Source organism: Caenimonas koreensis DSM 17982 (assembly GCF_009646335.1).
Lineage (GTDB): Bacteria > Pseudomonadota > Gammaproteobacteria > Burkholderiales > Burkholderiaceae_C > Ramlibacter > Ramlibacter koreensis.
Genome location: NZ_WJBU01000024.1, coordinates 10,001 through 33,838 on the forward strand (window position 1 = coordinate 10,001; position 23,838 = coordinate 33,838).

22 protein-coding genes (1 of these 22 running past the window's edge) are annotated in these 23,838 nt (G+C 64.2%); 14 read left to right on the forward strand and 8 right to left on the reverse strand.

All coding sequences use genetic code 11. The annotated features are described in order from the left end of the window. On the reverse strand, positions 1–158 hold the beginning of the coding sequence (locus GHT07_RS19155; RefSeq protein ID WP_153586712.1) for a xanthine dehydrogenase family protein molybdopterin-binding subunit. Its footprint begins 2,107 nt before the window's first position; only the first 158 of its 2,265 coding nucleotides appear in the window; its start codon is at positions 156–158; the stop codon falls past the left edge of the window. Then, the gene (locus GHT07_RS19160) at positions 155–607 is read right to left on the reverse strand and encodes a (2Fe-2S)-binding protein (RefSeq protein ID WP_153586713.1); all 453 of its coding nucleotides are present in this window, start codon (positions 605–607) and stop codon (positions 155–157) included. Before GHT07_RS19160 ends, GHT07_RS19155 begins: the two co-directional genes overlap by 4 nt. Positions 608–711: 104 nt before the next feature. Between GHT07_RS19160 and GHT07_RS19165 the strand changes: the two genes are divergently transcribed. Together GHT07_RS19165 and GHT07_RS19170 are read left to right on the forward strand one after the other, a co-directional pair. Then, on the forward strand, positions 712–2,598 hold the full coding sequence (locus GHT07_RS19165) for an ATP-binding cassette domain-containing protein (RefSeq protein WP_153586714.1): 1,887 nt from the start codon (positions 712–714) through the stop codon (positions 2,596–2,598). Positions 2,599–2,677: 79 nt separating this feature from the next. Continuing rightward, complete coding sequence (locus GHT07_RS19170; protein WP_323741020.1) at positions 2,678–4,366, forward strand: phospholipase D-like domain-containing protein; 1,689 nt, start codon at positions 2,678–2,680, stop codon at positions 4,364–4,366. Positions 4,367–4,373: 7 nt separating this feature from the next. Here GHT07_RS19170 and GHT07_RS19175 read toward each other — a convergent pair whose 3' ends face one another. Next, positions 4,374–5,822, reverse strand: coding sequence for an aminotransferase-like domain-containing protein (locus GHT07_RS19175; RefSeq protein WP_153586715.1), 1,449 nt, complete (start codon positions 5,820–5,822; stop codon positions 4,374–4,376). 130 nt (positions 5,823–5,952) lie between these two features. Here GHT07_RS19175 and GHT07_RS19180 point away from each other — a divergent pair, with 130 nt between their 5' ends. The 7 genes from GHT07_RS19180 (at position 5,953) to GHT07_RS19210 (ending at position 10,931) form a co-directional block, all read left to right on the forward strand. After that, entirely contained in the window at positions 5,953–7,167 is a 1,215-nt protein-coding gene (locus GHT07_RS19180) for an aminotransferase-like domain-containing protein (RefSeq protein ID WP_153586716.1), read from the forward strand. 4 nt (positions 7,168–7,171) lie between these two features. Next, positions 7,172–7,792 carry a glutathione S-transferase family protein gene (locus GHT07_RS19185; protein ID WP_153586717.1) on the forward strand — a complete coding sequence of 207 codons (621 nt, stop codon included), beginning with the start codon at positions 7,172–7,174 and terminating at the stop codon, positions 7,790–7,792. 19 nt (positions 7,793–7,811) lie between these two features. Further along, positions 7,812–8,654 carry a PhzF family phenazine biosynthesis protein gene (locus GHT07_RS19190; RefSeq protein ID WP_153586718.1) on the forward strand — a complete coding sequence of 281 codons (843 nt, stop codon included), beginning with the start codon at positions 7,812–7,814 and terminating at the stop codon, positions 8,652–8,654. A 2-nt stretch (positions 8,655–8,656) separates the two neighbouring features. Beyond that, positions 8,657–9,331 (forward strand): VOC family protein, encoded by a 675-nt coding sequence (locus tag GHT07_RS19195; RefSeq protein ID WP_323741022.1) that lies wholly within the window; start codon positions 8,657–8,659, stop codon positions 9,329–9,331. A gap of 97 nt (positions 9,332–9,428) precedes the next feature. Next, positions 9,429–10,100, forward strand: a complete 672-nt coding sequence (locus GHT07_RS19200) for a histidine phosphatase family protein (protein ID WP_153586719.1) — start codon at positions 9,429–9,431, stop codon at positions 10,098–10,100. Positions 10,101–10,110: 10 nt separating this feature from the next. Further along, entirely contained in the window at positions 10,111–10,479 is a 369-nt protein-coding gene (locus GHT07_RS19205; RefSeq protein ID WP_153586720.1) for a thioredoxin family protein, read from the forward strand. A 152-nt stretch (positions 10,480–10,631) separates the two neighbouring features. Further along, complete coding sequence (locus GHT07_RS19210; protein WP_153586721.1) at positions 10,632–10,931, forward strand: KGG domain-containing protein; 300 nt, start codon at positions 10,632–10,634, stop codon at positions 10,929–10,931. A gap of 84 nt (positions 10,932–11,015) precedes the next feature. Here GHT07_RS19210 and GHT07_RS19215 read toward each other — a convergent pair whose 3' ends face one another. The 4 genes from GHT07_RS19215 to GHT07_RS19230 all read right to left on the reverse strand — a co-directional run bounded on the left by GHT07_RS19215 (position 11,016) and on the right by GHT07_RS19230 (position 16,168). Beyond that, positions 11,016–11,195, reverse strand: coding sequence for a hypothetical protein (locus GHT07_RS19215; protein ID WP_153586722.1), 180 nt, complete (start codon positions 11,193–11,195; stop codon positions 11,016–11,018). A 131-nt stretch (positions 11,196–11,326) separates the two neighbouring features. After that, the gene (locus GHT07_RS19220; RefSeq protein WP_153586723.1) at positions 11,327–12,142 is read right to left on the reverse strand and encodes a creatininase family protein; all 816 of its coding nucleotides are present in this window, start codon (positions 12,140–12,142) and stop codon (positions 11,327–11,329) included. Positions 12,143–12,151: 9 nt separating this feature from the next. Next, positions 12,152–14,779, reverse strand: a complete 2,628-nt coding sequence (gene mdeB, locus GHT07_RS19225; protein WP_153586724.1) for an alpha-ketoglutarate dehydrogenase — start codon at positions 14,777–14,779, stop codon at positions 12,152–12,154. A 72-nt stretch (positions 14,780–14,851) separates the two neighbouring features. Further along, a complete protein-coding gene (locus tag GHT07_RS19230) occupies positions 14,852–16,168 on the reverse strand; it encodes a PQQ-dependent sugar dehydrogenase (RefSeq protein WP_395689210.1) in 1,317 nt (438 codons plus the stop codon). Between the two features lie 61 nt (positions 16,169–16,229). Between GHT07_RS19230 and GHT07_RS19235 the strand changes: the two genes are divergently transcribed. From GHT07_RS19235 to GHT07_RS19250, 4 genes are read left to right on the forward strand one after another with little or no spacing between them, the layout of a single operon-like run. Continuing rightward, positions 16,230–16,988, forward strand: a complete 759-nt coding sequence (locus GHT07_RS19235) for an alanyl-tRNA editing protein (protein ID WP_153586725.1) — start codon at positions 16,230–16,232, stop codon at positions 16,986–16,988. Positions 16,989–17,025: 37 nt separating this feature from the next. Continuing rightward, the gene (locus GHT07_RS19240) at positions 17,026–19,179 is read left to right on the forward strand and encodes a protein-disulfide reductase DsbD family protein (RefSeq protein ID WP_153586726.1); all 2,154 of its coding nucleotides are present in this window, start codon (positions 17,026–17,028) and stop codon (positions 19,177–19,179) included. A 19-nt stretch (positions 19,180–19,198) separates the two neighbouring features. Next, the gene (locus tag GHT07_RS19245; protein WP_153586727.1) at positions 19,199–19,690 is read left to right on the forward strand and encodes a CoA-binding protein; all 492 of its coding nucleotides are present in this window, start codon (positions 19,199–19,201) and stop codon (positions 19,688–19,690) included. Positions 19,691–19,711: 21 nt separating this feature from the next. After that, positions 19,712–21,043, forward strand: a complete 1,332-nt coding sequence (locus tag GHT07_RS19250) for an O-acetylhomoserine aminocarboxypropyltransferase/cysteine synthase family protein (RefSeq protein WP_153586728.1) — start codon at positions 19,712–19,714, stop codon at positions 21,041–21,043. A gap of 271 nt (positions 21,044–21,314) precedes the next feature. On the opposite strand, the gene GHT07_RS19255 is transcribed toward GHT07_RS19250, so the two are convergent. Then, entirely contained in the window at positions 21,315–22,406 is a 1,092-nt protein-coding gene (locus GHT07_RS19255; RefSeq protein ID WP_153586729.1) for a tetratricopeptide repeat protein, read from the reverse strand. 73 nt (positions 22,407–22,479) lie between these two features. Between GHT07_RS19255 and hemE the strand changes: the two genes are divergently transcribed. Beyond that, a complete protein-coding gene (gene hemE, locus GHT07_RS19260; RefSeq protein WP_153586730.1) occupies positions 22,480–23,586 on the forward strand; it encodes a uroporphyrinogen decarboxylase in 1,107 nt (368 codons plus the stop codon). Positions 23,587–23,838: the final 252 nt, after the last annotated feature.

A 23,838-nucleotide genomic window follows, 5' to 3' on the forward strand; every position in this document is an offset into this window, starting at 1 on the left:
GCGGCAATCTTGATCCAGCCGTTGAGGGGCACTTCGCCTTCACTTCGCAACATCAGCGCACCCGACCCCAAACGCGACCGCTGGGGCAAAACGCCCCAGCCGACCACCAGTGCGCCGGCGGCACCAGCCGCACTCAAAAGCCAAGTCCGCCGCCTCATACCTTGATCCCTGCTGCGCGCTTGATCGCTGCCCGAACACGCTGATACGTTCCGCAGCGGCAAATATTGGTCATCGCTGCATCGATGTCCGCATCGGTAGGCTTGGGGTTCTTCTCGAGTAGGGCTGCTGCCGCCATCAACATGCCGCTCTGGCAGTAGCCGCACTGCGGGACTTGCTCAGCGATCCATGCAGCTTGTAACGGATGGATCTTTTCGGGCGTTCCCAGCGCCTCAATCGTGCGGATCTTCTTGCCCACGACGCTGGATGCCGGCACAACGCACGACCGCACGGCCAGCCCGTCGACCGTGACCGTGCACGCCCCACATGCCGCAATTCCACAGCCGAACTTCGTGCCCGTCATGTTCAGCACGTCACGCAAGACCCAGAGCAGGGGCATCTCGGACTCCACGTCCGCGCTCACGGTTTTCCCGTTGATCAGCAATTCCAACTGTGTCTCCTGGGGCCGGCAGACCCTCTCGGTGGACTATATCGACGTCAGACATGGCAAGAAAGTGAGGGGGTTTACCGCGACCCGGATAATCTGCCGCTCCTATGGCAGTTCTCACCCTCCTCGACGCCCAGCTCGCTTTTGGCCATGTGCCACTGCTGGACCATGCCACTTTCTCGCTGGAATCCGGCGAGCGGGTGGGTCTTATCGGTCGCAATGGCGCCGGCAAGTCCTCGCTGCTCAAGATTCTCGCCGGACTGGAGCGCCCCGACGATGGCACGCTGCAGATCCAGCAAGGCCTTCTGGTCGCGTACGTCCCGCAAGAACCCGTACTCGACGCGGCCGCGACAGTGTTCGATGCAACCGTCGCGGGTCTGGCAGACATCATCGCGCTGATCGACCGTTACTCGAGCGGCGATGGCGACTTGCACGACCTGCAAGGCAAGATCGAAGCGCATGACGGCTGGAACTGGTCGCAACGCGTGGAGGAGACGTTGCAGCGCCTGCATCTGGACAAAGACGCCATCGTCGGAACTCTTTCGGGCGGCACCCGTAAACGTGTCGCACTCGCCCAGGCGCTGGTACGTCGGCCCGACGTCCTGCTGCTTGACGAGCCAACCAACCACCTCGACCTGGATTCGATCGAGTGGCTGGAAAACTTGTTGATCGACTTCAGCGGTGCCGCCGTCATCATCACGCACGACCGCACCTTTCTTGATCGCGTTGCAAACCGCATCGTCGAACTCGACCGCGGCCTCTTGCGCTCTTACCCGGGCAATTTCACGCGCTATCAGGTTCAGAAGGAAGAACAGCTTGCCCAGGAAGCCGTGATCTCTGCCAAGGCCGACAAGCTGCTCGCACAGGAAGAAGTCTGGATCCGAAAAGGCGTGGAGGCGCGGCGCACGCGCGCGCAGGGCCGTATCGTTCGGCTGGACCGCCTGCGCGCCAATCGCGCGGCCCGCCGCGATGCGCTCGGCAGCGTCAAGCTTGACGTGGCATCCGGCCTGCCGAGCGGCAAGATCGTGGCCGAACTCACCGAGGTCACCAAATCCTTTGGCGACAATACGATCGTTCGTGACTTCACGGCCACTATCCTGCGCGGCGACAAAGTCGGCCTCATGGGTCCGAACGGCGCTGGCAAGACAACGCTGCTCAAGCTCATCCTTGGCGAGCTCGCATCTGATTCGGGCAAGGTCCGACAGGGCGCGAATCTGCAAGTTGCGTACTTCGACCAGATGCGCGAAGCGCTCGACCTCGACGCCACGCTCGAAGACTTCATCAGCCCCGGCAGCGAATGGATCGAAATCGGCAAGCAGCGCAAGCACGTCAAAAGCTATCTTGGCGACTTCCTGTTCTCGCCGGCACGAGCACTGTCCCCCGTGCGCTCGCTATCGGGCGGCGAGCGCAACCGGCTGTTGCTGGCGCGCCTGTTTGCACGGCCTGCCAACGTGCTTGTGCTCGACGAACCCACGAACGACCTGGACATCGACACGCTCGAGCTGCTCGAAGACCTGCTGCAGAACTACGACGGCACCGTGTTCCTCGTGAGCCACGATCGCACGTTCCTGGACAACGTCGTGACAAGCACGATCGTCTTCGAAGGCGACGGCCGCTGGCGTGAATATGAAGGCGGTGTTGACGACTGGCTCGCCCAGTCCCGCCGCTCGCAGGCAATTGCGCTGGCCGCCGCCGCAGCCGCCTCACGCGGGTTATCGGCCACACCTGCAGTCAAGCCCGAAACACCGGCGGCGACAACAGCACCGGCCAAACGAAAGCTGAGCTACAAGGAGCAGCGCGAACTCGAAGCCCTGCCGGCCATGATTGACGCGCTCGAGCAGGAACAAAAGGCAATTCAGGAGGCGCTCGCCGACTCCAGCCTTTACACACAAGACGCCGCCCGCGCGATGCAATTGACCGAGCGCAACGCCCGCATCGACGACGAGTTGCTGGCCGCACTGGACCGCTGGGAGACGCTGGGCGCCGCGGTGTAGACGTTGTCTGTCATGGATTGAGCGCCACGGCTTACTTGGTGCGCCCCCTGCTCAGCAGGTCAGCCGATAAAGTCCTCAGGTGACCTTTCCCCCAGACCTGCAGTACCCCTGCCCCACGCTGCCACGACGCTTCTCGACCGCGTGGAGCGCGCTCGCCGCCCTGATCGTGGCCGCTGTCATCGTCGGCTGCGCCAGCTTGCCCGCCAATACGGGCAGGGTCGCATCGCAGTCATTTCAGTCCCCGGGCCAGACGGCGCTGGGGCAACTGACTGCCCAGCGGCGCGTCCAAGCTGGCGCGCGCAGCGACTCAGCTTTCAGCCTCCTGGAAAACGTCGACAACGCGCTGGCTGCACGGCTCGCTCTGGTCGATGCCGCGCAAAAGACGCTCGACCTGCAGTACTACGCGATTCATGCCGACGCCAGTACCGAGCTGATCCTGCAACACCTGCGCGACGCGGCCCGTCGAGGCGTTCGCGTTCGCTTGCTGCTCGACGACTTCAACGCCGTCGGCAAAGACGCGCAAGTGCTGCGTCTGGCGTTCGAGCCCAACGTGCAGATTCGCCTGTTCAACCCGCTGCCCGGCTCGCGTTCGTCGCTTGTGGTCCGCATCTTCACGTCGCTCAAGGATGTGGACCGCATCCAGAAGCGCATGCACAACAAGCTGTTCATTGCCGACAACGCGATGGCCATCAGTGGCGGTCGCAACCTGGGCGACGCCTATTTCGGCGGCCCCGGCGGCAGCAACTTCGTCGACCTGGACACACTCTCGGCGGGCCGGATCGTGCGCGACATGTCGGCCAGCTTCGACCGGTACTGGAACGATGAGTTGTCATTCCCCATGGAAAAGCTCGTCACGCAGCAAGAGCTTGACCAGATGCGATCTGCGCCGGTTGCATCGGCACCAGATGCATCACAGCAAGGCAAAGGCACGGCCCCTGCAGTGCCCGTTGTCGCCACCAACACATCAGCGGTCATGCCGGACGTCACACGAGCGGCCGTCGCAGACGCCAAACCTGCTGGGTATGACTTGCGCAGCGTACCGTTGGTTTGGGCGCCTTCCATCCTGCTGGTCGACAAGCCCGGCAAGATTGGCCCCGACGACGACGAGGCAGATGCCGGCGACACGGTGGTGGACGGCCTGCTTGCACTCATGAATCAGGCCCGCCAGGACGTCCTCATCGTCTCACCCTATTTCGTGCCTGGTGCGGAAATGATGAAAGTGTTCGCCCAGATTCGAGCGAAAGGCGTGCGCATCCGGGTGCTCACCAATTCACTCGCCTCCAACGACGCACCCGCCGCACACGCGGGCTATGCGCGGTACCGTGAGGCACTCATCGCACTGGGCGTCGAGCTCTACGAAATGCGCGCCGACCAGGAAGGCACGGCTGCCGGCATCGGTTCCGGCATCGGCTCGGCCGGCGGCTCCAAGAGCGGGGTATCCCACGCAAGCCTTCACTCGAAAGCGGCAATCATCGACAGTCGCCTGGCAGTGATCGGATCGATGAACCTGGACTTGCGCTCCCAGCGGCAGAACAGCGAGGTCGCGTTACTCATCCGCAGTGCGGCAGTGTCAAGACTTGCGGCCCGGCAGATCGAGACAACCCTGGCGCAAGGCGCCTACCGGGTCGCCGTTGAAAACGGATCTCTCGTCTGGCGCGCCCCGCCGGGCGCCGCATTCAAGGACACAACCTCCGAGCCGCAAGCGACTGCCAGGCAACGCCTGCTGATGCGCCTGATAGCGCCCTTCGCGCCGGACGAAATGCTTTGAGACGCTGCTAGCGCATCGTCTTGACCATCTCTGAGTATTTCTTCCAGAACACGGCGTCTTGCGTCGTGGCGAAGTTGATGCGCATCAACGTCGATGGCTTTCGCTCTGCATGGAACAGCGCGCCCGGCGCCAGCAAATAGCCCTCGTCGAGCATTCGCTGCGCAAGTGCATCGGTATCGACACCCGTGTCGACCCATCCGAACAGCCCTGCCGGCTCAGCCGCGAACGACACGCCCGCGTTCAACGCCAGCTTGACGGCGCGGCTGCGCGCAGCGTCAAGGCGCGACTTGATGCGCTCGGCGTGCCGTCGCAACTGCCCCTGCGCCATGCACAGCGCCAGCGCGCGCTCCATCAGGGCGGGTGTGGTCAATGTGGCGAGCAACTTCGTGTCCAGCAAGCGCTCGATCAGCGACGGATGCGCTGCCAGGAAGCCCACACGCCAATTCGGCGCCAGGATCTTCGCAAAGCCACTCACGTAGATCGTTCGCTGCAAACCGTCCAGAGCGCACAGCCGCGTCGCATGCTCCGGCGCGATGTGGCTGTACGTATCGTCCTCGACGATGTGAAAGCCATGCGTGGTCGACAGCTGCAGCAGCCGGTGTGCATTGCCCGGCGCGAGGCAGTAGCCCGTCGGGTTGTGAAACACGCTGACGCTCACATAAAGCTTGGGCTGGTGCACTTCGCAATAGCGCGCCATCACATCCAGGTCCGGTCCGTAGGGCTTACGCGGCACAGGCAGCAGGCGCATGCCCATGGCGTTCAATCGCGCGAATTCCACGGCCCAGCCGGGGTCTTCAACCATCACGTGGTCACCGGCGCGCAGCAAGGTGCGGCTGACGATGTCGAGCGCGTGCGTCGCACCCACCGTCGTGATGATGTTCTCCGGTGTTGCCGGAACACTCAACGTGGCGAGTTTGGTGGCCAGCATCCGCCGCAGGCCGGAGTCGCCCATCGGCTCACCGTACTGAAGCGAAAAGTCGTGCAGCGCCCGCGTGCCGGTCACCTTGCGCACGGCTGCCGGCATGAAAGTCGACTCCAACCACTCCGGCGGAAACACGCCCATTCCCGGCTGGGGTTTGTTGCTCACCTTGTGGAACATCCCTCGAATCAATGCAGTGGCATCGATGGGCGCCGAATTGCCGCGCGGCGCCTGGACGGTGTCCGGCTCCCATGCCCGGACCGTCCGCTGTTTCGACATGGAACCGGGCGCGCTCGGTGGCTCCGCGCGCGTCTCGCGCACGAAAAAACCACTGTTCTTGCGCGCCTCCACCAGGCCGAGCGCCAGAAGTTTGTCGTATGCCGACACCACCGTGGACGGGCTCACGCCTGTTTGCAAGGCGCACTGGCGCACTGACGGCAGGCGGGCACCGGGCGCCAGCAATCGATCGCGAATGCGCTGTGCAAAACGGTCCGACAACTGCTCGGTGAGCGAGTGCGTCGCAGACTTCATCAACATGCGGGGGTCCTCTCGTGTATTGCCGCCCGAAGCAATACAGATGTCCAACTGCGCTGGCCAACTGTACTGGTCGTGTACTGACATCGAAGATTACATTGAACCGTCACCACCAGCAACCCGAGATGCGCCGATGAAACTCAACGACCTGCAGCCCACGCAATGGACCCTGGCACGCCGCGCCGAGCGGATGAACCCCTCTGTCATCCGCGAGATCCTCAAGGTCACGGAACGCCCGGGCATCATCAGCTTTGCGGGTGGCCTGCCTTCGCCCAAGACGTTTCCGGTCAGCGAATTTCGCGCCGCCTGCGAGAAGGTCTTGCGCGACGACGGCCCTGCAGCACTCCAGTACGCCGCCAGCGAAGGCTATGCACCCCTGCGCGAGATGGTCGCGGCGATGCTGCCGTGGAAAGTCGATGCGTCACAGGTGCTCATCACCACGGGTTCGCAGCAAGGGCTCGACCTCGTCGCCAAAGTGCTGATCGATGCCGACTCGCGCATCCTCGTTGAAACACCGACTTACCTCGGCGCGCTGCAGGCCTTCACGCCCATGGAGCCGCAAGTCGTGAGTGTGGCGAGCGATGCAGAAGGCGTGGACGTTGAGGACCTTGCTGCCAAGGCAGTTGGCGCCAGCCCTGCACGATTCCTGTACGTGCTGCCCAACTTCCAGAACCCCACCGGCCGCACGATGAGCGAAGCGCGCCGCGCCTCGCTGTCGGCTCGCTCGATGGAAATCGGCCTGCCGCTGATCGAAGACAACCCCTATGGCGACTTGTGGTTCGACGCGCCGCCGCCCCTGCCGCTCACCGCACGCAACCCGGAAGGCTGCGTGTACCTGGGCTCCTTTTCCAAAGTGCTGGCGCCCGGATTGCGCCTGGGCTTCATCGTCGCACCCAAGGCGCTGTACCCCAAGCTGCTGCAAGCCAAGCAAGCCGCCGATCTGCACAGCCCCGGCTTCAACCAGCGCATGGTCGCCGAGGTGATGAAAGACGGTTTCCTCGACCGGCACGTGCCCACCATCCGCGCGCTCTACAAGTCGCAGCGCGACGCCATGCTCGCAGCGCTGCAACGCGAGATGCAAGGCTTGGACGTGCAATGGAACACACCCGATGGCGGTATGTTCCTCTGGGCGAAGCTGCCGCAGGGCATGGACGCCGTCGCGCTGCTGCCCAAGGCGGTCGATCGCGGTGTGGCGTTCGTGCCAGGCGCTGCGTTCTATGCGGGCGAAGGCGATCCACGCACGGTGCGCCTGTCGTTCGTCACTGCCACGTGCGAGCAGATTGACCAGGGCATCGCTGCACTGGCCGCAGCGATTCGCGAGGCATCAACGGTTCAGCCCGCAAGGTGACGTGATGCTCAAGATCTGGGGCCGCCTGTCGTCGATCAATGTGCGCAAAGTCGTGCTGGCCGCGCAGTGGCTGGGCATTCCATTCGAGCGCGTTGATGCCGGCGGCCAATACGGCATCGTGACCACCGACGCGTACCGCGCCATCAACCCCAACTCGCTGGTGCCGCTCATCGATGACGATGGCTTCACTCTGTATGAGTCGAACGTCATCGTGCGCTACCTCTGCGCGAAACACTCTGCAGGCGGCCTTTACCCGGCGACGTTGCAGGCGCGGTTCGACGCCGAACGCTGGATGGACTGGCAGCAGACCACGCTCAACCCTGCCGGCCGTACCGCGTTCGTGCAACTCATCCGCGTGGCGCCAGACAAGCGCGATGCAACTGCCATCGCCCAGTCAGTCGCCGCAACCGAGCCGCTGCTCGACATGCTTGAAGCCACGCTGTCGAAGCAGCCGCACATCAGCGGCGAACAGTTCACCATGGCGGACATTCCAATTGCTTGCGAGATTCACCGCTGGCAGGGCTTGCCGCTGGAACACAAGACGCGCCCCGCGCTCGCGCAGTGGTACCACCAAATCCTTGATCGTCATGCCGCACGCGGTGTGCTCGACCTTCCACTCTCCTGAAAGCATCCGAAAGACAGGCATGCAGCAACGTGATTTCAAGCAAGTCGATGTGTTCACCGGCCAGCCCTACCTGGGCAACCCACTGGCCGTCGTCCTCGACGCGGCGGGCCTGACCGATGAGCAGATGCAGCACTTCGCGCGCTGGACCAACCTGTCGGAGACCACTTTCCTGCTGCCGCCGACGACAAGCGAAGCCGACTACCGCGTGCGCATCATGACGCCCGGCGGCGAACTGCCGTTTGCAGGGCACCCCACACTGGGAAGCTGCCATGCCTGGCTGGAGGCGGGCGGCAAACCGCGCGCGCGCAACTTCATCGTGCAGGAATGCAAGAAGGGCCTCGTCACCATCCGCCGCGAGCCGGATGGCCTCGCGTTTGCAGCGCCCGAGTTGAAGCGCACTTCACCCAGCCCCGCCGTCCTCGCCCAAGTGGCGTCCGCACTCGGCCTCAAAGCCAGCCAGATCGTCGCCGCGCAGATCCTCGACAACGGGCCGGCCTGGTTCAGCCTGCTGCTCGACAGCCCGCAAACGGTGCTCGGCCTCACGCCCAATCACCTGGAGCTGAAGAACCTCGGCTGCAAAGTTGGCGTCGCTGCGCGCCATGAAGCCGGCAGCGCGGCCGACCTTGAAGTGCGCGCGTTCGCAGCAGCCATCGGCATTCCTGAAGACCCCGTGACCGGCAGCCTGAACGCGGGCCTGGCCCAGTGGTTGATCGCAGAGGGCCATATGTCCGCACGGTACATCGCATCACAAGGCGTCTGCCTCCAGCGCGCGGGCCGCGTCGCCATCGAGCGCGGCGATGACGGCCAGGTGTGGGTGGGCGGCCAGTCCGTCACCTGCGTGACGGGAAGCGTCCTGTTGTGAGCATCGAGTCGCGCATCGATCATCTTGTTGTTGTCGCGCACTCGCTCGAACAGGGCGTTGCCTGGTGCGAGGCAACGCTGAGCGTCACGCCCGGCCCCGGCGGCAAACATCCGCTGATGGGCACGCACAACCGGCTGCTGCGTATCGACTCGCCGGCGTACCCGAGCGCCTATTTCGAAATCATCGCCATCGACAGCGACACCATCGCACCCGCGCACAAGCGCTGGTTCGACATGGACGACGCAGCGCTGCGCGACGCCGTGCGCCAGCAGCCGCGGCTGGTGCATTTCGTCGCCTCGACGCCTGATGCTGCCGCCGCGATAGACGCCCTTGCCCAACACGGCATCGATCGCGGGCCGCTACTCAAAGCCGAACGCCCCGTCGCCAGCGGCATGCTGCGCTGGCAAATCTCGGTACGGGCTGACGGCCAACGGCTCTTCCAGGGCGGCCTGCCTGCGATCATCGAGTGGAGCGGCGCGCATCCCACCGACGCCATGCCCGTCAGCGCACTCACGTTGCAGTCGCTCACCGTGACCCACCCGCGGGGCGACGCACTGCGTGCGGCACATCGCGCCATCGGGCTGCAGGGCGTTGCGGTTGAAACCGGCGCAGCCAACCTGTCGGCCACGTTGCTCACACCCAGGGGTCCGATCACAATCGAGTCCGCCGGCGTCTAAGCGCGGGCGCGTTGAAGACCAGGCCCTGTCGCGCACGCAGCAAGGGGTCGCGGCTGCGACTTCACCGCCGGGTCGCGCAACGCAAAATCCCCGTCCTATGGGCACTCTCTACCTCGTGCGGCACGGGCAAGCTTCCTTCGGCGCCGAAGACTACGACAACCTCAGCGAACTCGGCCACAAGCAGAGCGTTCGGCTGGGCGAATATTTCGCGCACAAGGGCATCCACTTCGATGGCCTGATTGCCGGTACGCTGCGCCGCCACAAGCAGACACTGGCGGGCATTCTTGAAGGCATGAATCACGAAGGCGAACACCTTTCGTGGGACGGCCTCAATGAATACGACAGCGAAGCCGTGATCGCCACCGTGCATCCACACAAGCTCGAAAAGCCGACTTCACCCGAGATGTACCGCGCCCATTTCCGCCTGCTGCGCGACGGCCTGGCGCAATGGATGGCCGGGGTCGTCACACCTCACGGCATGCCCAGCTACGCGGACTTCGTGTCTGGTGTCTCGAGCGCGCTCGACCACGTGCGCGCCAATCACTTCGGCAAGAACGTGTTGATGGTCACCAGTGGCGGGCCGATTTCCACGGCTGTCGGCTACATCCTGGGCACGAGCCCCGAAACCACCATCGAGCTGAACCTGCGCATCCGCAACACCTCCATCACCGAGTTCGCCTTCACCCCCAAGCGGCATATGCTGGTCGGCTACAACGCGATCCCGCATCTTGAAGACCCCCAATACGCGAGCTGGGTCACCTACTCTTAAACTGGCGGCCATGAACGCCGCTGCCGATGCCACGCCCACATGGTGGGTGATCTGCCTGTGCGCCGACTGGTGCGGCGTCTGCCGCGAATGGCGCGCCGCCTTCGACGAAGCGGCGGCTGCACACCCCACGATGCGCTTCGCCTGGGTGGATGTCGAAGACGAAGACGACGCCATGGGCGACGTCGATATTGAAACCTTCCCCACCTTGCTGATTGCGCGCGATACAACGCCCCTGTTCTTTGGGCCGCTTCAGCCGTCGGGCGCGCAGTTCGCCAGATTGCTGTCCAGCCTGACGCAACCTGCAAGCGCTCCCGGTGCCGTCTCGGCGTCAGCTGCACCCCTGCTCAAACGCCTGGCTGAAGGGGTGCTTCCCCGATAAGGTCAAACCTCATCGGGAAGGAGAGGTCCTACAGCCGGGCGGTTTCCACGCTGACGAGACGCGCATCGCATTCCAAGCCCAATAGATGTCATGGGTGGCGCTCCAACGCCGCTCATTCCCTATCCTTCCAGCAGTACTCAGGAGTAACCGACATGACATCCATTGATCAGGACACCAGCAAGAGCAACAGCAGCAACGCTTCTTCAAAGCCAGGCGAGCAATCCGGCTTGAGCGGCGCTACCGCTCGCCGCTCGAATCGAGGCTTTGCTTCGATGGACCCGCAACGCCAGCGCGAGATCGCCAGCGAGGGTGGTCGCGCCGCCCACGAAAAAGGCACCGCGCACGAATTCACGTCCGAAGAAGCACGCGCTGCCGGCCGCAAGGGCGGCCAGGCCCGCAGCCGCAGCAATCGCGAGCGCCTGGAAGCCGGCAACGGCAACAGCTCCAACTAGCAGCACCAGCGCAAGGCAAGACCTTGAAATGAAAAACGCGGCCTGCTGGCCGCGTTTTTCATTGTGCGAATCGCGTTTTTGCGCCTACCACTCGCCGACCAGGCGCACACGCTGGTCAAGTTCCATGGGGAGATCCTGGATGCGGACTTCGGCACCCGGTGTTTGCGCTGCAGGCTCGCCCACAACGATGCGGCGGAGTATTTCGGCAGCCGACACGCGCTCGGGCACAGTCTCTTTGGGTACGTTGATTGATGCAAATCGCATGGCGGCTCCTTTCTTGACTCAAGTGTAGGAACCCGTGTGTTTCGCCTCTGTGACCAAGCGCACAAAGGTTGGCAAACGTGCGGAAATTTTTGAGGCGAGTGGGTCTTGCGCAACACCCGTGCGCCAAGGCGCTAGCTGCCTGGCCGGTCGACCAGCGTCGACAGAGGCAGCGCGGAGATTTCTGCGAGCAAAATTGCCAACTCGCGGCCCGCCGCATCCAGCAATGCGCGCCCCTTGAGTGCCGTCGCGGCAGCGGCATTGCCTGCTGCGCCTTGCGCGTTGTAGTCCTGCATGTGCCAGCCGAGTTTTGCACTCGATCCATTGCCCAGCACAGGAAACAGTGCAGCGCGTTGCTGCGAGGTCGAGGCGAAGTCCCTTGCTTGCGACATGTCCACCAGGTCCGGGCGCAGGGCCAGCATCATCGAGGTTTCGATCTCGCCCGCATGAACGCCAAAGCGATGCTCCTGCGCGCTGAAAAGCCCCATCACCTCATCGCCCAGCGGCAGGTTCCACCAGCTGCAGCTGTACACGATCAGGTTGGCGCGCGTGCGCAACTCGCGCGCAGCGATGTCCATCAGACTGACCTGGCCGCCGTGGGAATTGAAAAGCAGCAGCTTCTTCACGCCTGCCCGCGCCACGCACTCGCCAAGTTCCACCCAGGTGTCGATCACGCTCTGGTAGGGCAGCGTCAGCGTGCCCGCAAACCGCGAGTGCTCGGGGCTGTAGCCTACTTGCTGCGTCGGCATGAACAACGCAGGCAGCGCCTGGGGCAGAAGGGGCAGCGCCGCGGCGACCACGCCATCCACGATCATCTGGTCCACCGCCAGCGGCAAGTGCGGCCCATGCTGCTCCGTCGCGCCGACAGGCAACACCGCCACCGTTGTCGCGGGATCGAGCGCAGCGAAGTCGCGCGTTCCCAGTTCGGCCCAAAAACGTGATGTGGTCATGTGCGAATGTTAAGCGCGGCCCAGCGCGTGCCGTGCGGCGTTGGCGACATGCGCAGCATCGACCCGGAAGAACTCGCGCAGCGCGGCGCGCGTGTCGCTGCGGCCAAAGCCATCGGTGCCAAGGGTGATGTAGCGCCTGCCCGCCGGCACAAAGGCGCGAATGCTGTCAGGCACCGCGCGCACATAGTCAGTGGCAGCGATGATCGGCCCCACGCTGGTGGCCAGCTGCTTTGCGATGAACGGCTCGGCCGGCTTCGCACCCGCGAGCGCATCCCGCTCACTAGCCATGCCATCGCGGGCCAGCTCGCTCCAGCTCGTCACGCTGAACACATCGCAGCCAATTCCCTCGTGCGCCAGCACATCAGCCGCCTTGAGCACTTCCGTGAGGATCGCGCCTGAGCCCAGCAAAGTGACGCGGCCCGCCTTCTTGTTTGTTCGCGGCTCGATCGTCGCAAACCGGTAACAGCCGCGCACGAGGTCATCCTCGGTGCCCGGCGGCACATCGGGCTGCGCGTAGTTCTCGTTCATGAGCGTGACGTAATAGAAGACGTCGCGCTGCTCCACCAGCATTTCCTTCATGCCGTGGTGAATGATCACGGCCATCTCGCCCGCAAACGCCGGGTCGAAGGCCCTGCAATTCGGGATCGTCGCGGCGACCAGGTGGCTCGAACCATCCTGATGCTGCAGCCCCTCGCCGCCGAGCGTGGTGCGTCCCGATGTGGCGCCAAGCAGGAAGCCGCGCGAGCGCTGGTCAGCCGCCGCCCAGATCGCATCGCCCACCCGCTGGAAGCCGAACATCGAGTAGTAGATGTAAAACGGCAGCATCGGAAAGCCATGCACCGAATAACTCGTTGCCGCGGCCGTCCAGCTCGCGATGGCGCCTGCTTCGCTGATGCCCTCTTCCAGGATCTGGCCGTTGAGCGCCTCGCGGTACGACAGCACCGAGCCGATGTCTTCCGGCTCATAGCGCTGCCCCACGCTCGAATAGATGCCAACCTGCTTGAACAGGTTCGCCATGCCAAACGTGCGAGCTTCATCCGCCACGATCGGTACGATGCGCGGACCCAGCTCGCTGTCTTTGAGCAGGTTGCCCAGCAGCCGCACGAATGCCATCGTCGTGGACATCTCCTTGCCGCCGGCCTGGGTTGTAAACGCAGCGAAAGAATCAAGTGCTGGCACCGCCAATGCCTGCGATGTCGCCAGGCGCTGCGGCATCACGCCACCCAGCTCGGCGCGCCGCGCTCGCAGGTACTTCATCTCGGCGCTGTCTTCGGCGGGGCGGAAAAATTCAAGGTTGCGCGCCTGCTCATCCGACAGCGGCAGGTTGAAGCGGTTGCGAAATTCAATGAGCGCCGTGTCGTCGAGCTTCTTCTGGCTGTGCGTGGTCATCTTGCCCTGCCCCGCCGTCCCCATGCCGTAGCCCTTTTTGGTGTGCGCAAGGATCACGGTCGGCTCGCCCGTGTGCGCAGCTGCGGCGGCGTAGGCTGCGTGAATCTTCACCAGGTCGTGGCCGCCGCGCTTGAGGCGGTCGATCTGCTCATCCGTCATGCCTTGCGCAAGGCGCTTGAGCTCGTCGTTCTGGCCAAAGAAGTTGTCGCGGTTGAAACGGCCGTCTTTCGCGGCGAAAGTCTGCATCTGTCCGTCAACGGTGTTGGCAAACGCGCGCATCAACGCGCCTGTCGTGTCGCGGGCAAACAGGCCGTCCCAGTCGCTGCCCCACACGAGCTTGATCACGTTCCAGCCCGCGCCGCGGAACAGCTTCTCCAGCTCGTCGATGATGCGGCCATTGCCGCGCACCGGGCCGTCCAAACGCTGCAGGTTGCAGTTCACGACCCACACCAGGTTGTCGAGCTTCTCGCGCGAGGCGAGCGTGAGTGCGCTCATGCTTTCGGGCTCGTCCATCTCGCCGTCGCCGAACACGCCCCACACTTTGCGCGTCGCGCAGTCCAGCAATTGCCGGTGCGTGAGATAGCGCATGAAGCGAGCGTGATAAATCGAGCTGATCGGCCCGATGCCCATCGAGCCCGTCGGAAACTGCCAGAAGTCAGGCATCAGGTACGGGTGCGGATAGCTCGACAGGCCCCGCGCCCCGGCCGCTGGCGCGGTGATCTCCTGACGATAGTGAGCCAGGTCCGCTTCGCTCAAGCGCCCTTCCAGGTACGCACGTGCATACACACCTGGCGCACTGTGCGGCTGGAAGAACACCAGGTCGCCGCCTTGCGACTCATTGCGGGCGCGGAAGAAGTGGTTAAAGCCTGCCTCGAACAAATCGGCAGCGCTCGCATAGCTGGCGATGTGTCCGCCCAGCTCGCCGTAAGCCGCATTCGCACGCGCCACCATGGCGAGCGCGTTCCAGCGCATGAGCGAAGCGAGCTTTTCTTCGATGGCGAGGTCACCCGGGAAGGGCGGCTGCTTGTCAACGGCGATGGTGTTGACGTAGGGCGTGACCAGCTCCGGCGACCACTCCACGAGCGGCCCTCGCGCCATCACGGCCAGCTGGTCGAGAATGAAACGCGCCCGCGCCGGGCCATGCGCTTGAACAAGCGCCATGAACGCCTCGCGCCATTCGGCAGTCTCTGCAGGGTCGATGTCGCCGGTGTCGGCTTGGAGGTATCGGGTCAGGCTCTGGTCGCTCATGGCAAAACTGTACGCGCTTTGGCGCTGCATTTGCCGGCATGCCCCCGCGGACGCCTGGCCCGCATGCGCAGCTTACTTCGCGATCCCCACCCGCCAGATGACGTTTCCGACGTCATCGGCCACCAGCACACCACCCTTGCCATCCATCGCCACGCCCACGGGCCGGCCATAGGCCTTGCCTTGCGCACTCACGAAGCCGGTCAGAAAGTCGATCGGCTCGCTCGATGGCCTGCCACCCGCAAACGGGACGAACACCACCTTGTAGCCGTTGAACGGTTTGCGGTTCCACGAGCCGTGTTCGCCGATGAACGCGCCGCTCGCATAGTTTTGCGGCATGGTGCGCTCGTCTGAAAACGCGAGCCCGAGCGGCGCCACGTGCGAACCCAGGCCGTAATCCGGCTTGATGGCGCGGGCGACCAGGTCTGGCTGTTGCTGCACCACACGCGTGTCCACGTTCTGGCCCCAATAGCTGAACGGCCAGCCGTAGAAAGCACCTTCTTTCACCGACGTCAGGTAATCAGGAACCAGGTCGTTGCCCAGTTCGTCCCGCTCGTTCACCACCGTCCAAAGGGCTTTCGATTGCGGCTCCCACGCCATGCCGTTCGGGTTGCGCAGGCCAGTCGCAAAGATGCGCTTGGCGCCCGTGGCGCGATCGACCTCCCAGATCGCCGCCCGGCCTTCTTCGGCTGCCAGGCCGTTTTCACCCACATTGCTGTTGGAGCCCACGGTTGCATACAGCTTGCTGCCATCGGCACTGGCAATGATGTTCTTGGTCCAGTGGTGATTGATGGAGCCTGCAGGCAGATCGGTCAACTTCACGGGAGCAACGCTGATGCTCGTCTGGCCCGCCTGGTACGGCACCTTGACGATCGCGTCCGAGTTGGCGATGAAGAGCTCATTTCCAACCAGCGCCATGCCGAACGGCGAGTTCAGCCCCTGCATGAAGGTGGTTCGCGTCTCGGCCACGCCGTCGCCGTCTACGTCCCGAAGCAGCGTGATCCGGTTGGCGCTGGGCACGCCAGCGCCAGCTTTCTTCATCACCTGCTTCATCACCACGCCCTTGATGCCCTTGGCATCGTCCGGCTTGGGAGGCGCGTTGCTCTCGGCCACCAGCACATCACCATTGGGCAACACGTACAGCCAGCGCGGATGGTCCAGCCCCGACGCCAGCGCAGTCACCCTGAAGCCCACAGGCGCCTTCGGCTGCGTGCCCTTGGGCCAACCGATTGCCGGCGCGATATGGACAGTGGGGATGAGCGACTTCGTGGGAGCGGGCAGGTCGGGGTCAGGCCCGATCCCTGCGACGGGCGACGGCTGCGCGATGGCGGCACATCCCACGAGGCAGGTCATCGAGAGAACCGAGGGCAGGCGAGGCGGTATGAATTTCATCGCCTGAGTCTGAATCGCCCTCATTTGGGCGCACGTAGGCCGAAACCGCGAAAATAGCGCCATGACCGATGAGCTATTTCGCGCCGACTCCTATCTCCAGCAATGCAACGGCACGGTGACGCGTGTGGATGAGCAGGGGGTTGTGCTCGACCGCACGGTGTTTTATCCCTTGGGCGGCGGCCAGGCCGGTGACGCAGGCACCCTCGAACTGCCAGATGGCCGCCTGCTGCACATTGCCGACACGCGCAAGTGCAAGGATTCCGAGGGCAAACCGACCAAGGACATTGCGCATGTGCCAGCGCCGGGCCAGCAAGACCTGCTGGCCACGCTGGCGCCCGGTGACAGCGTGACCGCACGCGTTGACTGGGAGCGCCGCCATCGACTCATGCGCTTTCACACCGCCACCCACCTGCTTTGCAACCTCGTGCCCCAACTGGTCAATGGCTGTTCCATCACGGCTGACTCAGCGCGGCTGGACTTCAACATGACGGATCCACTCGACAAGGAGGCGCTGACGCAAGGCATCGCGCGGCTGGTCGCGGCGGCATATCCCGTGACGGTGAGCTCGATCACCGACGAAGAGCTCGACGCCAACCCCGCACTGGTCAAAAGCATGTCGGTGCAGCCGCCGCGCGGCACGGGCCGCATCCGCACAATCCGAATCGGCAACGACGACGGCGGCGGCGCCGGCGAACAAATCGACTTCCAGCCGTGTGGTGGCACGCACGTGGCGAACACGTCGGAGATCGGCGCCGTGGTCGTCACGAAGATTGAAAAGAAGAGCGCAACCACCCGTCGCGTCGTTTTAGGTTTTGCATGAAGGAACCAGGCGCACCCTTGCCTGCTCTGACTACCTGATGATCATCTCTCGCCTCCTGTCGCACGGCTTGTCCCGCGCCCTTGCCGGGCTCGCCCTGGCTGCACTCATACCCGTTGCGGCGCACGCCCAATCTGGCGACAAGGCCATTGTGCAGAGCGAGCGTGTACGCGCCGAGCTGATGGCCCACGCGCCTGACGGTGTCGAGCCCGGCAAGCAAGTCTGGGTGGGCCTGCAGCTCAAGCACGCCCCCGAGTGGCACACCTACTGGAAGAACTCCGGCGATTCGGGCCTGCCCACGCAAGTGCAGTGGACGCTGCCTGCCGGGGTGACAGCCGGCGAAATCGCATGGCCCCTGCCCAAGAAGATCCCGATCGGCCCACTCGCCAACTACGGCTATGAAAACGTGGTGCTGCTGCCCGTGCCGCTCACCATCGGCAAGGACTTCAAGCCGTCACTGCTCTCGCGCGACCTTGAAGTAAAGCTGAAGGCGCAATGGCTCGTCTGCCGCAAGGAATGCATTCCCGAAGAAGGCGACTTCACGCTCAAGATTCCCGCCAGCAGCACCACGGCCGGCAACGCGGCTGCATTCCAGGCGAGCTTCGACGCGCAGCCGAAGGCACTTGCCGGCGAGAGCACTGTCGCCGTCGAACCCACCGCAATCAAGGTGTCGGTCTCTGGTTTGCCGGCTTCCGTTCGGGGCAAGCAACTCGAGTTCTTCCCCGAAACCAGCGAAGTGATCGAGACCGCAGGCGCCTGGACGCAAGCGTGGCAAGGCGACCGCTGGACTGCGCAGATTCCGTTGTCGCTCCAGCGCAGCCAGGCTCCGATGGTCATGCCGATCGTGCTGTCGTCAGGCGCCCAGGGCTGGCGTGTCGAAGCGGCAGTGCAAGGCACATGGCCGGCGACGGCGAGCGCATCCGGCTTGACGCCTGCCATGGAAGCAGCGCTGAAGAGCAGCGCGGCCACGCCTGCTGCAGCGTCGTCAGCGCCGTCCTTGACGTTCGCTGCCGCGTTGCTCGGCGCACTGCTCGGCGGGCTGATCCTCAACCTCATGCCCTGCGTGTTCCCGATCCTCGCGATCAAGGTTGTGGCGTTCACCAAGCACGCGGACGACCGGCGGGGCCACCGCATCGCCGGGCTGGCTTACACCGCAGGCGTCATCGCTTCGTTCGTCGCGCTCGGTGCGGTGATGCTGGCTTTGCGTGCGGCGGGCGAGCAGCTTGGCTGGGGCTTCCAGCTGCAGTCGCCGGCTGTCGTCGCCGTGCTCGCGGCGCTCTTCACCGTGATCGGCCTGAACCTCGCAGGCGTGTTCGAGTTCGGCGCATTCCTGCCATCGGGCGTGGCTTCTCTGGAAGCAAAACATCCGGTCGTCAATTCATTCCTGTCGGGCGTGCTGGCTGTGGCAATTGCGTCGCCATGCACGGCGCCGTTCATGGGCGCGTCGCTCGGCCTGGCCATTGGCCTGCCTGCTGTCCAGGCGTTGTTGATCTTCGCTGCCATCGGCATCGGCATGGCGCTGCCCTATCTGGCGGCGAGCTGGGTACCCGCTATTGCGCGGCTGCTCCCCCGCCCCGGCGCGTGGATGGACACGTTCCGCAAGTTCATGGCGTTCCCGATGTTCGCCACCGTCGCGTGGCTGGTGTGGGTGCTCGGCCAGCAAAGCGGCATCGACGGCGCGGGTGCATTGCTCGCGCTGCTCGTTGGCATGAGCATGGTCATCTGGGCACTGACGCTGCAAGGTCGTGCACGAACCATCGTCACCGCCATCTCGCTCGTGCTGGTCGCCATGCTGGGCTGGGCCACAGGCGGCAGCGTGACGCGCATGCAAACCCAGCAGTTGGCCGCAACCGAAAGCGGCTGGCAGGCTTGGGAGCCGGGCCGTGTTGACCAGATCGTCGCGACGGGCCAGCCCGTCTTTGTCGACTTCACGGCCGCATGGTGCGTCACGTGCCAGTACAACAAGAAGACCACGCTCTCGAACAAGGACGTGCTGGCTGACCTGGCGGGCAAGAACGTCGCCCTGCTGCGCGCCGACTGGACGCGCCGCGATCCAGCCATCACCGCCGCGCTCGGCCAGCTCGGCCGCAATGGCGTGCCGGTCTATGTGTTCTACAAGCAGGGCCAGCCGCCGGTCGTGTTGTCGGAAGTCATCGGCGTCGATGAAGTGCGCGCGGTGATCGCGAAGCTTTAGGACTCGTACACTGGGGCGCATGAATTCCATCAGCGAATTGCGCCGCATTCTGGGCACCTGCAAGACGATCGCGATCGTCGGCCTGTCGCCGCAGTGGCACCGCCCCAGCTTCTTCGTGGCCAAGTACGCGCAGGCGCACGGCTACCGCGTGGTGCCCGTCAATCCGTCAGCGACGCAAATCCTCGGCGAGCCTTGCTACCCGAGCGTGACGGCTGCCGCACAAGCACTCGCTGCGCAGGGGCAAAAGATCGACATGGTCGACTGCTTTCGCCGCACCGAAGACATCGGCCCCATCGCCGACGAAGCCATCGCCATCGGCGCGAAGTGCCTGTGGCAACAGATTGGTGTCGTCAATGAAGAAGCAGCCGCCAAGGCCCGCGCTGCCGGGCTCGACACCGTGATGGACCGCTGCGTGAAGATCGAACATGCGCGCCTGTTCGGCGGGCTCAACTGGGCCGGCGTGAACACGAAAGTCATTTCGTCGCGCCGCCCGCAACAACTGCCTTATTGAGCCGGCCGCGACACAGTAACCATGAGCCCAGACCACAAAGATCACGAATACGGTTTCGGCACGCGTGCCATTCATGCGGGCGCCATTCCCGACCCCGTCACCGGTGCGCGCGCCACGCCGATTCACCAGACCACGAGCTTCGTGTTCGACTCCGCCGACCACGCGGCCAGCCTGTTCAACCTGCAGACGTTCGGCAACGTGTACAGCCGCATCAGCAACCCCACCGTGGCGGTGCTGGAAGAGCGCGTGGCATCGCTCGAAGGCGGGCGCGCAGCACTCGCGTGCGCCACTGGCATGGCAGCGCAGATGACAGCGCTGCTGGCCATCTTGAAGAACGGCGACCACATCGTTGCTGCTTCCACGCTGTACGGCGGCAGCATCGGCCAGCTGGGCATCGGCTTCTCGCGCCTGGGCATCGAAACGACGTTTGTCGACCCGCAAGACACGGAGAATTTCCGTCGCGCGATCCGGCCCAACACGCGCGCCGTTTACGGCGAAACGATCGGCAATCCGCTGGTCAACGTGCTCGACATCGAGGCCGTCGCCACCGTCGCACATGACCACGGCATCCCGCTCGTGATCGACAACACTGTGGCCAGCCCGTACCTGTGCAACCCGTTTGCTTTCGGCGCCGACATCGTCGTGCACAGCGCAACGAAGTACCTCGGCGGGCACGGCACGACGATGGCGGGCGTGGTCGTCGAATCCGGCAAGTTCGACTGGGGCTCGCCCCAGTCGCGCGACAAGTTCCCGGAGATGCTGGAGCCCAGCCGCGCGTATCACGGTGTGAAGTTCTACGAAACGTTCGGCGACTTCGGCTACACGATGAAGGCGCGCATGGAGGTCAACCGCACCTTCGGCGCGACGCTGTCGCCGCTCAACGCGTGGCTGATCCTGCAAGGCATCGAGACGCTGCACTTGCGCATGCAGGCGCACTGCCGCAATGCAATGCAAGTGGCGCAATTTCTCGAACAGCATCCGCTGGTGAGCTGGGTCAATTACCCCGGCCTGGCAACATCACCACATCACGCACTCGCGAAAAAGCAGTTCCGCACGATCGACGGCGCACCGGGCTGCTCAGGCATCCTCACCTTCGGCATCAAGGCAGCGGATGCAGCACGCGCAGGCGAGCGCTTCATCGACGCGTGCGAATTCATGAGCCACCTGGCCAACATCGGCGACGCGAAAACGCTGGTGATTCACCCCGCATCAACCACGCATCGGCAGTTGAGCGAAGACGAGTTGCAGCGCGCGGGCGTACGGCCAGACATGATCCGCCTGTCCGTCGGCATCGAAGACGCGCAGGACATCCTGTGGGATATCGACCAGGCGCTGAAGCAGGCCGTTGCGTGAGGCGCCAGGGCCTGTTAACACTAGTTATGGCTGCGCGTTGCCACCAAAAGGGTTCAGGCGCTAGGCGCGAAACACGGACAGGGGCAATCCCCGTTCGTGTTTCGCAACAACGCGGATGGGCCCTTTTGGTGGCAACCCGGAGGGAACGTGGCCAGAACCGCGCCACTCCACGTTGCGCTCCTAGGCAAGGCACAAGCCTTGCCGTCGTCCCGCGCCTTGATTGGCGCGGTTCTGGCCGCGTTCGCGCAGCCATAACTAGTGTTAACAGGCCCTAGCGCTTGACCAGCCAGTAGAACAAGCCTGCGATAGGAACGCGCTGGTCCTCGCGCACGGCGTGCTGTTCAACCGACTGGATATCGAAACCGTTGGCTGCCGCCAGCCTCTCGATATAGGCCGCCGAATGCGCGTACCGGAAGCTGCGGCGCAGCACCAGATCCCTGGCGGCTTGCGCCTCCACTGAGAAGCAGAACACGCCGCCCGGCTTCATCGCCGCCGCAACACGCGCAAACGCTGATTCAAGCGCGCCGACGTAAATGAACACATCGGCGGCGATCACCAGGTCGTAATGCGCAGCCACATCGCGAAGGAACACGACGATGTCTGCCTCGGTCACCTCGTCGTAAACGCCGCGCGCCTGCGCTTGCCGCACCATGTTCGGCGACAAGTCCACGCCGTCAAGATGTCGAACGCTCTCGCGCAGCAACACGCCGCACAGGCCCGTGCCGCAACCCAGGTCCAGCGCGCATTCGAACCTGCGCCCTGCCCTGGCAAGCCCTGCTGCCAACACCTGCGGCGCCTGGTACTTCAGCACTTCAACGAGATGCTTCTCAAAGCCATCGGCGTAGTGGTCAAAGAGCGACTGCACATACTGCGGCGGCGGCGCGTCAGGCGTAGCACTGCCCTCTATGCCCGCGATATAGAAGCCCAGCAATTCGCTGTCGGCCCCGTGGGCGATCGCGGTCCGGTACGACTGCACAGCCCCGGCCGCATCGCCCAGGTCGCGCAGCACAGTGCCGCGCAGCGTCCATGCGGCGCCCAGCTTCGGGTTGATGGCAAGCGCGCGCTCAATGGCGGCTAGCGCGTCGCGCGGCTTGCCCAGTTCAGCCAGCGCCATCGCCCGGTGGCCCAGCGCGTCGGTGTTGTCGGGGTCAGCCACCAGCGCCTCGTCCAGAAGCGCCAGCGCTTCATCGCCACGACCCAGCTTCAGGCGGGTGGCACCCAGGTTGGTCAGCGTTGAAGGCCGGCCCGGCGCCAACGCAAGCGATGCCGTGAAGTTGCGCTCGGCGCTCTCGAAGCGCCGGCCCTGATAGTCACTGACGCCTGCAAGAAAGAAGTCGCGCGCCTGTTCGAGTTGAGGGTCCATGGCTGGCGATCATAGGCAAGCGGGCGGCAGGCAGGTGGCAAAACGGCGCGCCCAACTGCGCGACAATGGCCTCATGACTTTCGCCCCTTTGCGCAACGACACATTCCTGCGCGCCTGCATGCGCCAGGCCACCGCCCACACCCCCGTCTGGCTGATGCGCCAGGCAGGCCGCTATCTTCCGGAATACCGCGAAACACGCGCGCGTGCCGGCAGCTTCATGGGCCTGGCCACCAATGTGGACTACGCAACTGAAGTCACGCTGCAGCCACTGGAGCGCTACAACCTTGACGCCGCGATTCTTTTCTCGGACATCCTCACCGTTCCTGACGCCATGGGCCTGGGCCTGAGCTTCGCGCTCGGCGAGGGCCCGAAGTTCGCGTCACCCGTGCGCGACGAAGCGGCCGTGCACGCGCTGCGCACACCCGACCTCGACAAGCTGCGCTACGTGTTCGACGCCGTGACCTCCATCCGCAAGGCGCTCGACGGCCGCGTGCCCCTCATCGGCTTTTCGGGCAGCCCGTGGACGCTGGCCTGCTACATGGTCGAAGGCTCCGGCTCGGACGACTATCGCCTCGTCAAGACGATGCTCTACAGCCGCCCTGACCTGATGCACCACATGCTGCAGATCAACGCGGATGCAGTGGCCGCGTACCTCAACGCGCAAATCGACGCCGGCGCGCAGGCCGTGATGATCTTCGACAGCTGGGGCGGCGTGCTGGCCGACGGCGCCTTCCAGGAATTCAGCCTGGCCTACACGGCCCGGGTGCTCAAGCAGCTCAAGCGCTCGTTTGATGGCGTGGTCGTTCCACGCATCGTCTTCACCAAGGGCGGCGGCCTGTGGCTCGACGAGATGAAGTCACTCGACTGCGATGCGCTGGGCGTCGACTGGACAGTGAACCTGCAGCGCGCGCGTGCGCAGGTCGGCTCAGCCAAGGCACTTCAAGGCAACCTCGACCCCAACAGCCTGTTCGCGCCACCGGCCCAAGTGCGGGCAGAAGCGATCAAGGTGCTCGACAGTTTCGGCGCGCCGCACGTCGGTGAAGGAGCCGGCCCGAGCCTGGTCTTCAACCTCGGCCACGGCATCAGCCAGCACACGCCGCCAGACAACGTGAAGGTGCTCGTTGACGCCGTCCACGAGCACTCCATCGCCCAACGGGCGGCTGCCAAGCGCACGCGCTGAACGTTCGTCATCAGGGAGTTCCCTAGCACATCCGGTTTGCAAAAAGTTTGCCAGCCACTTGACTTATGCACAAAACGCGTGCGGCAGGTAGCGCCGGACGCAGCGGATTGCTACAAAACCCATAGCGATGCTAAGTTGTTGATTTGTAAGGAGTTCTGTTCTTGTGCATATTTTGCATGGATGCGCCAACTGCTTGATTTTTCAGGCTCCGCGGGCTTGCGGCGACGATCTATCAACAAAGTTATCCACAAA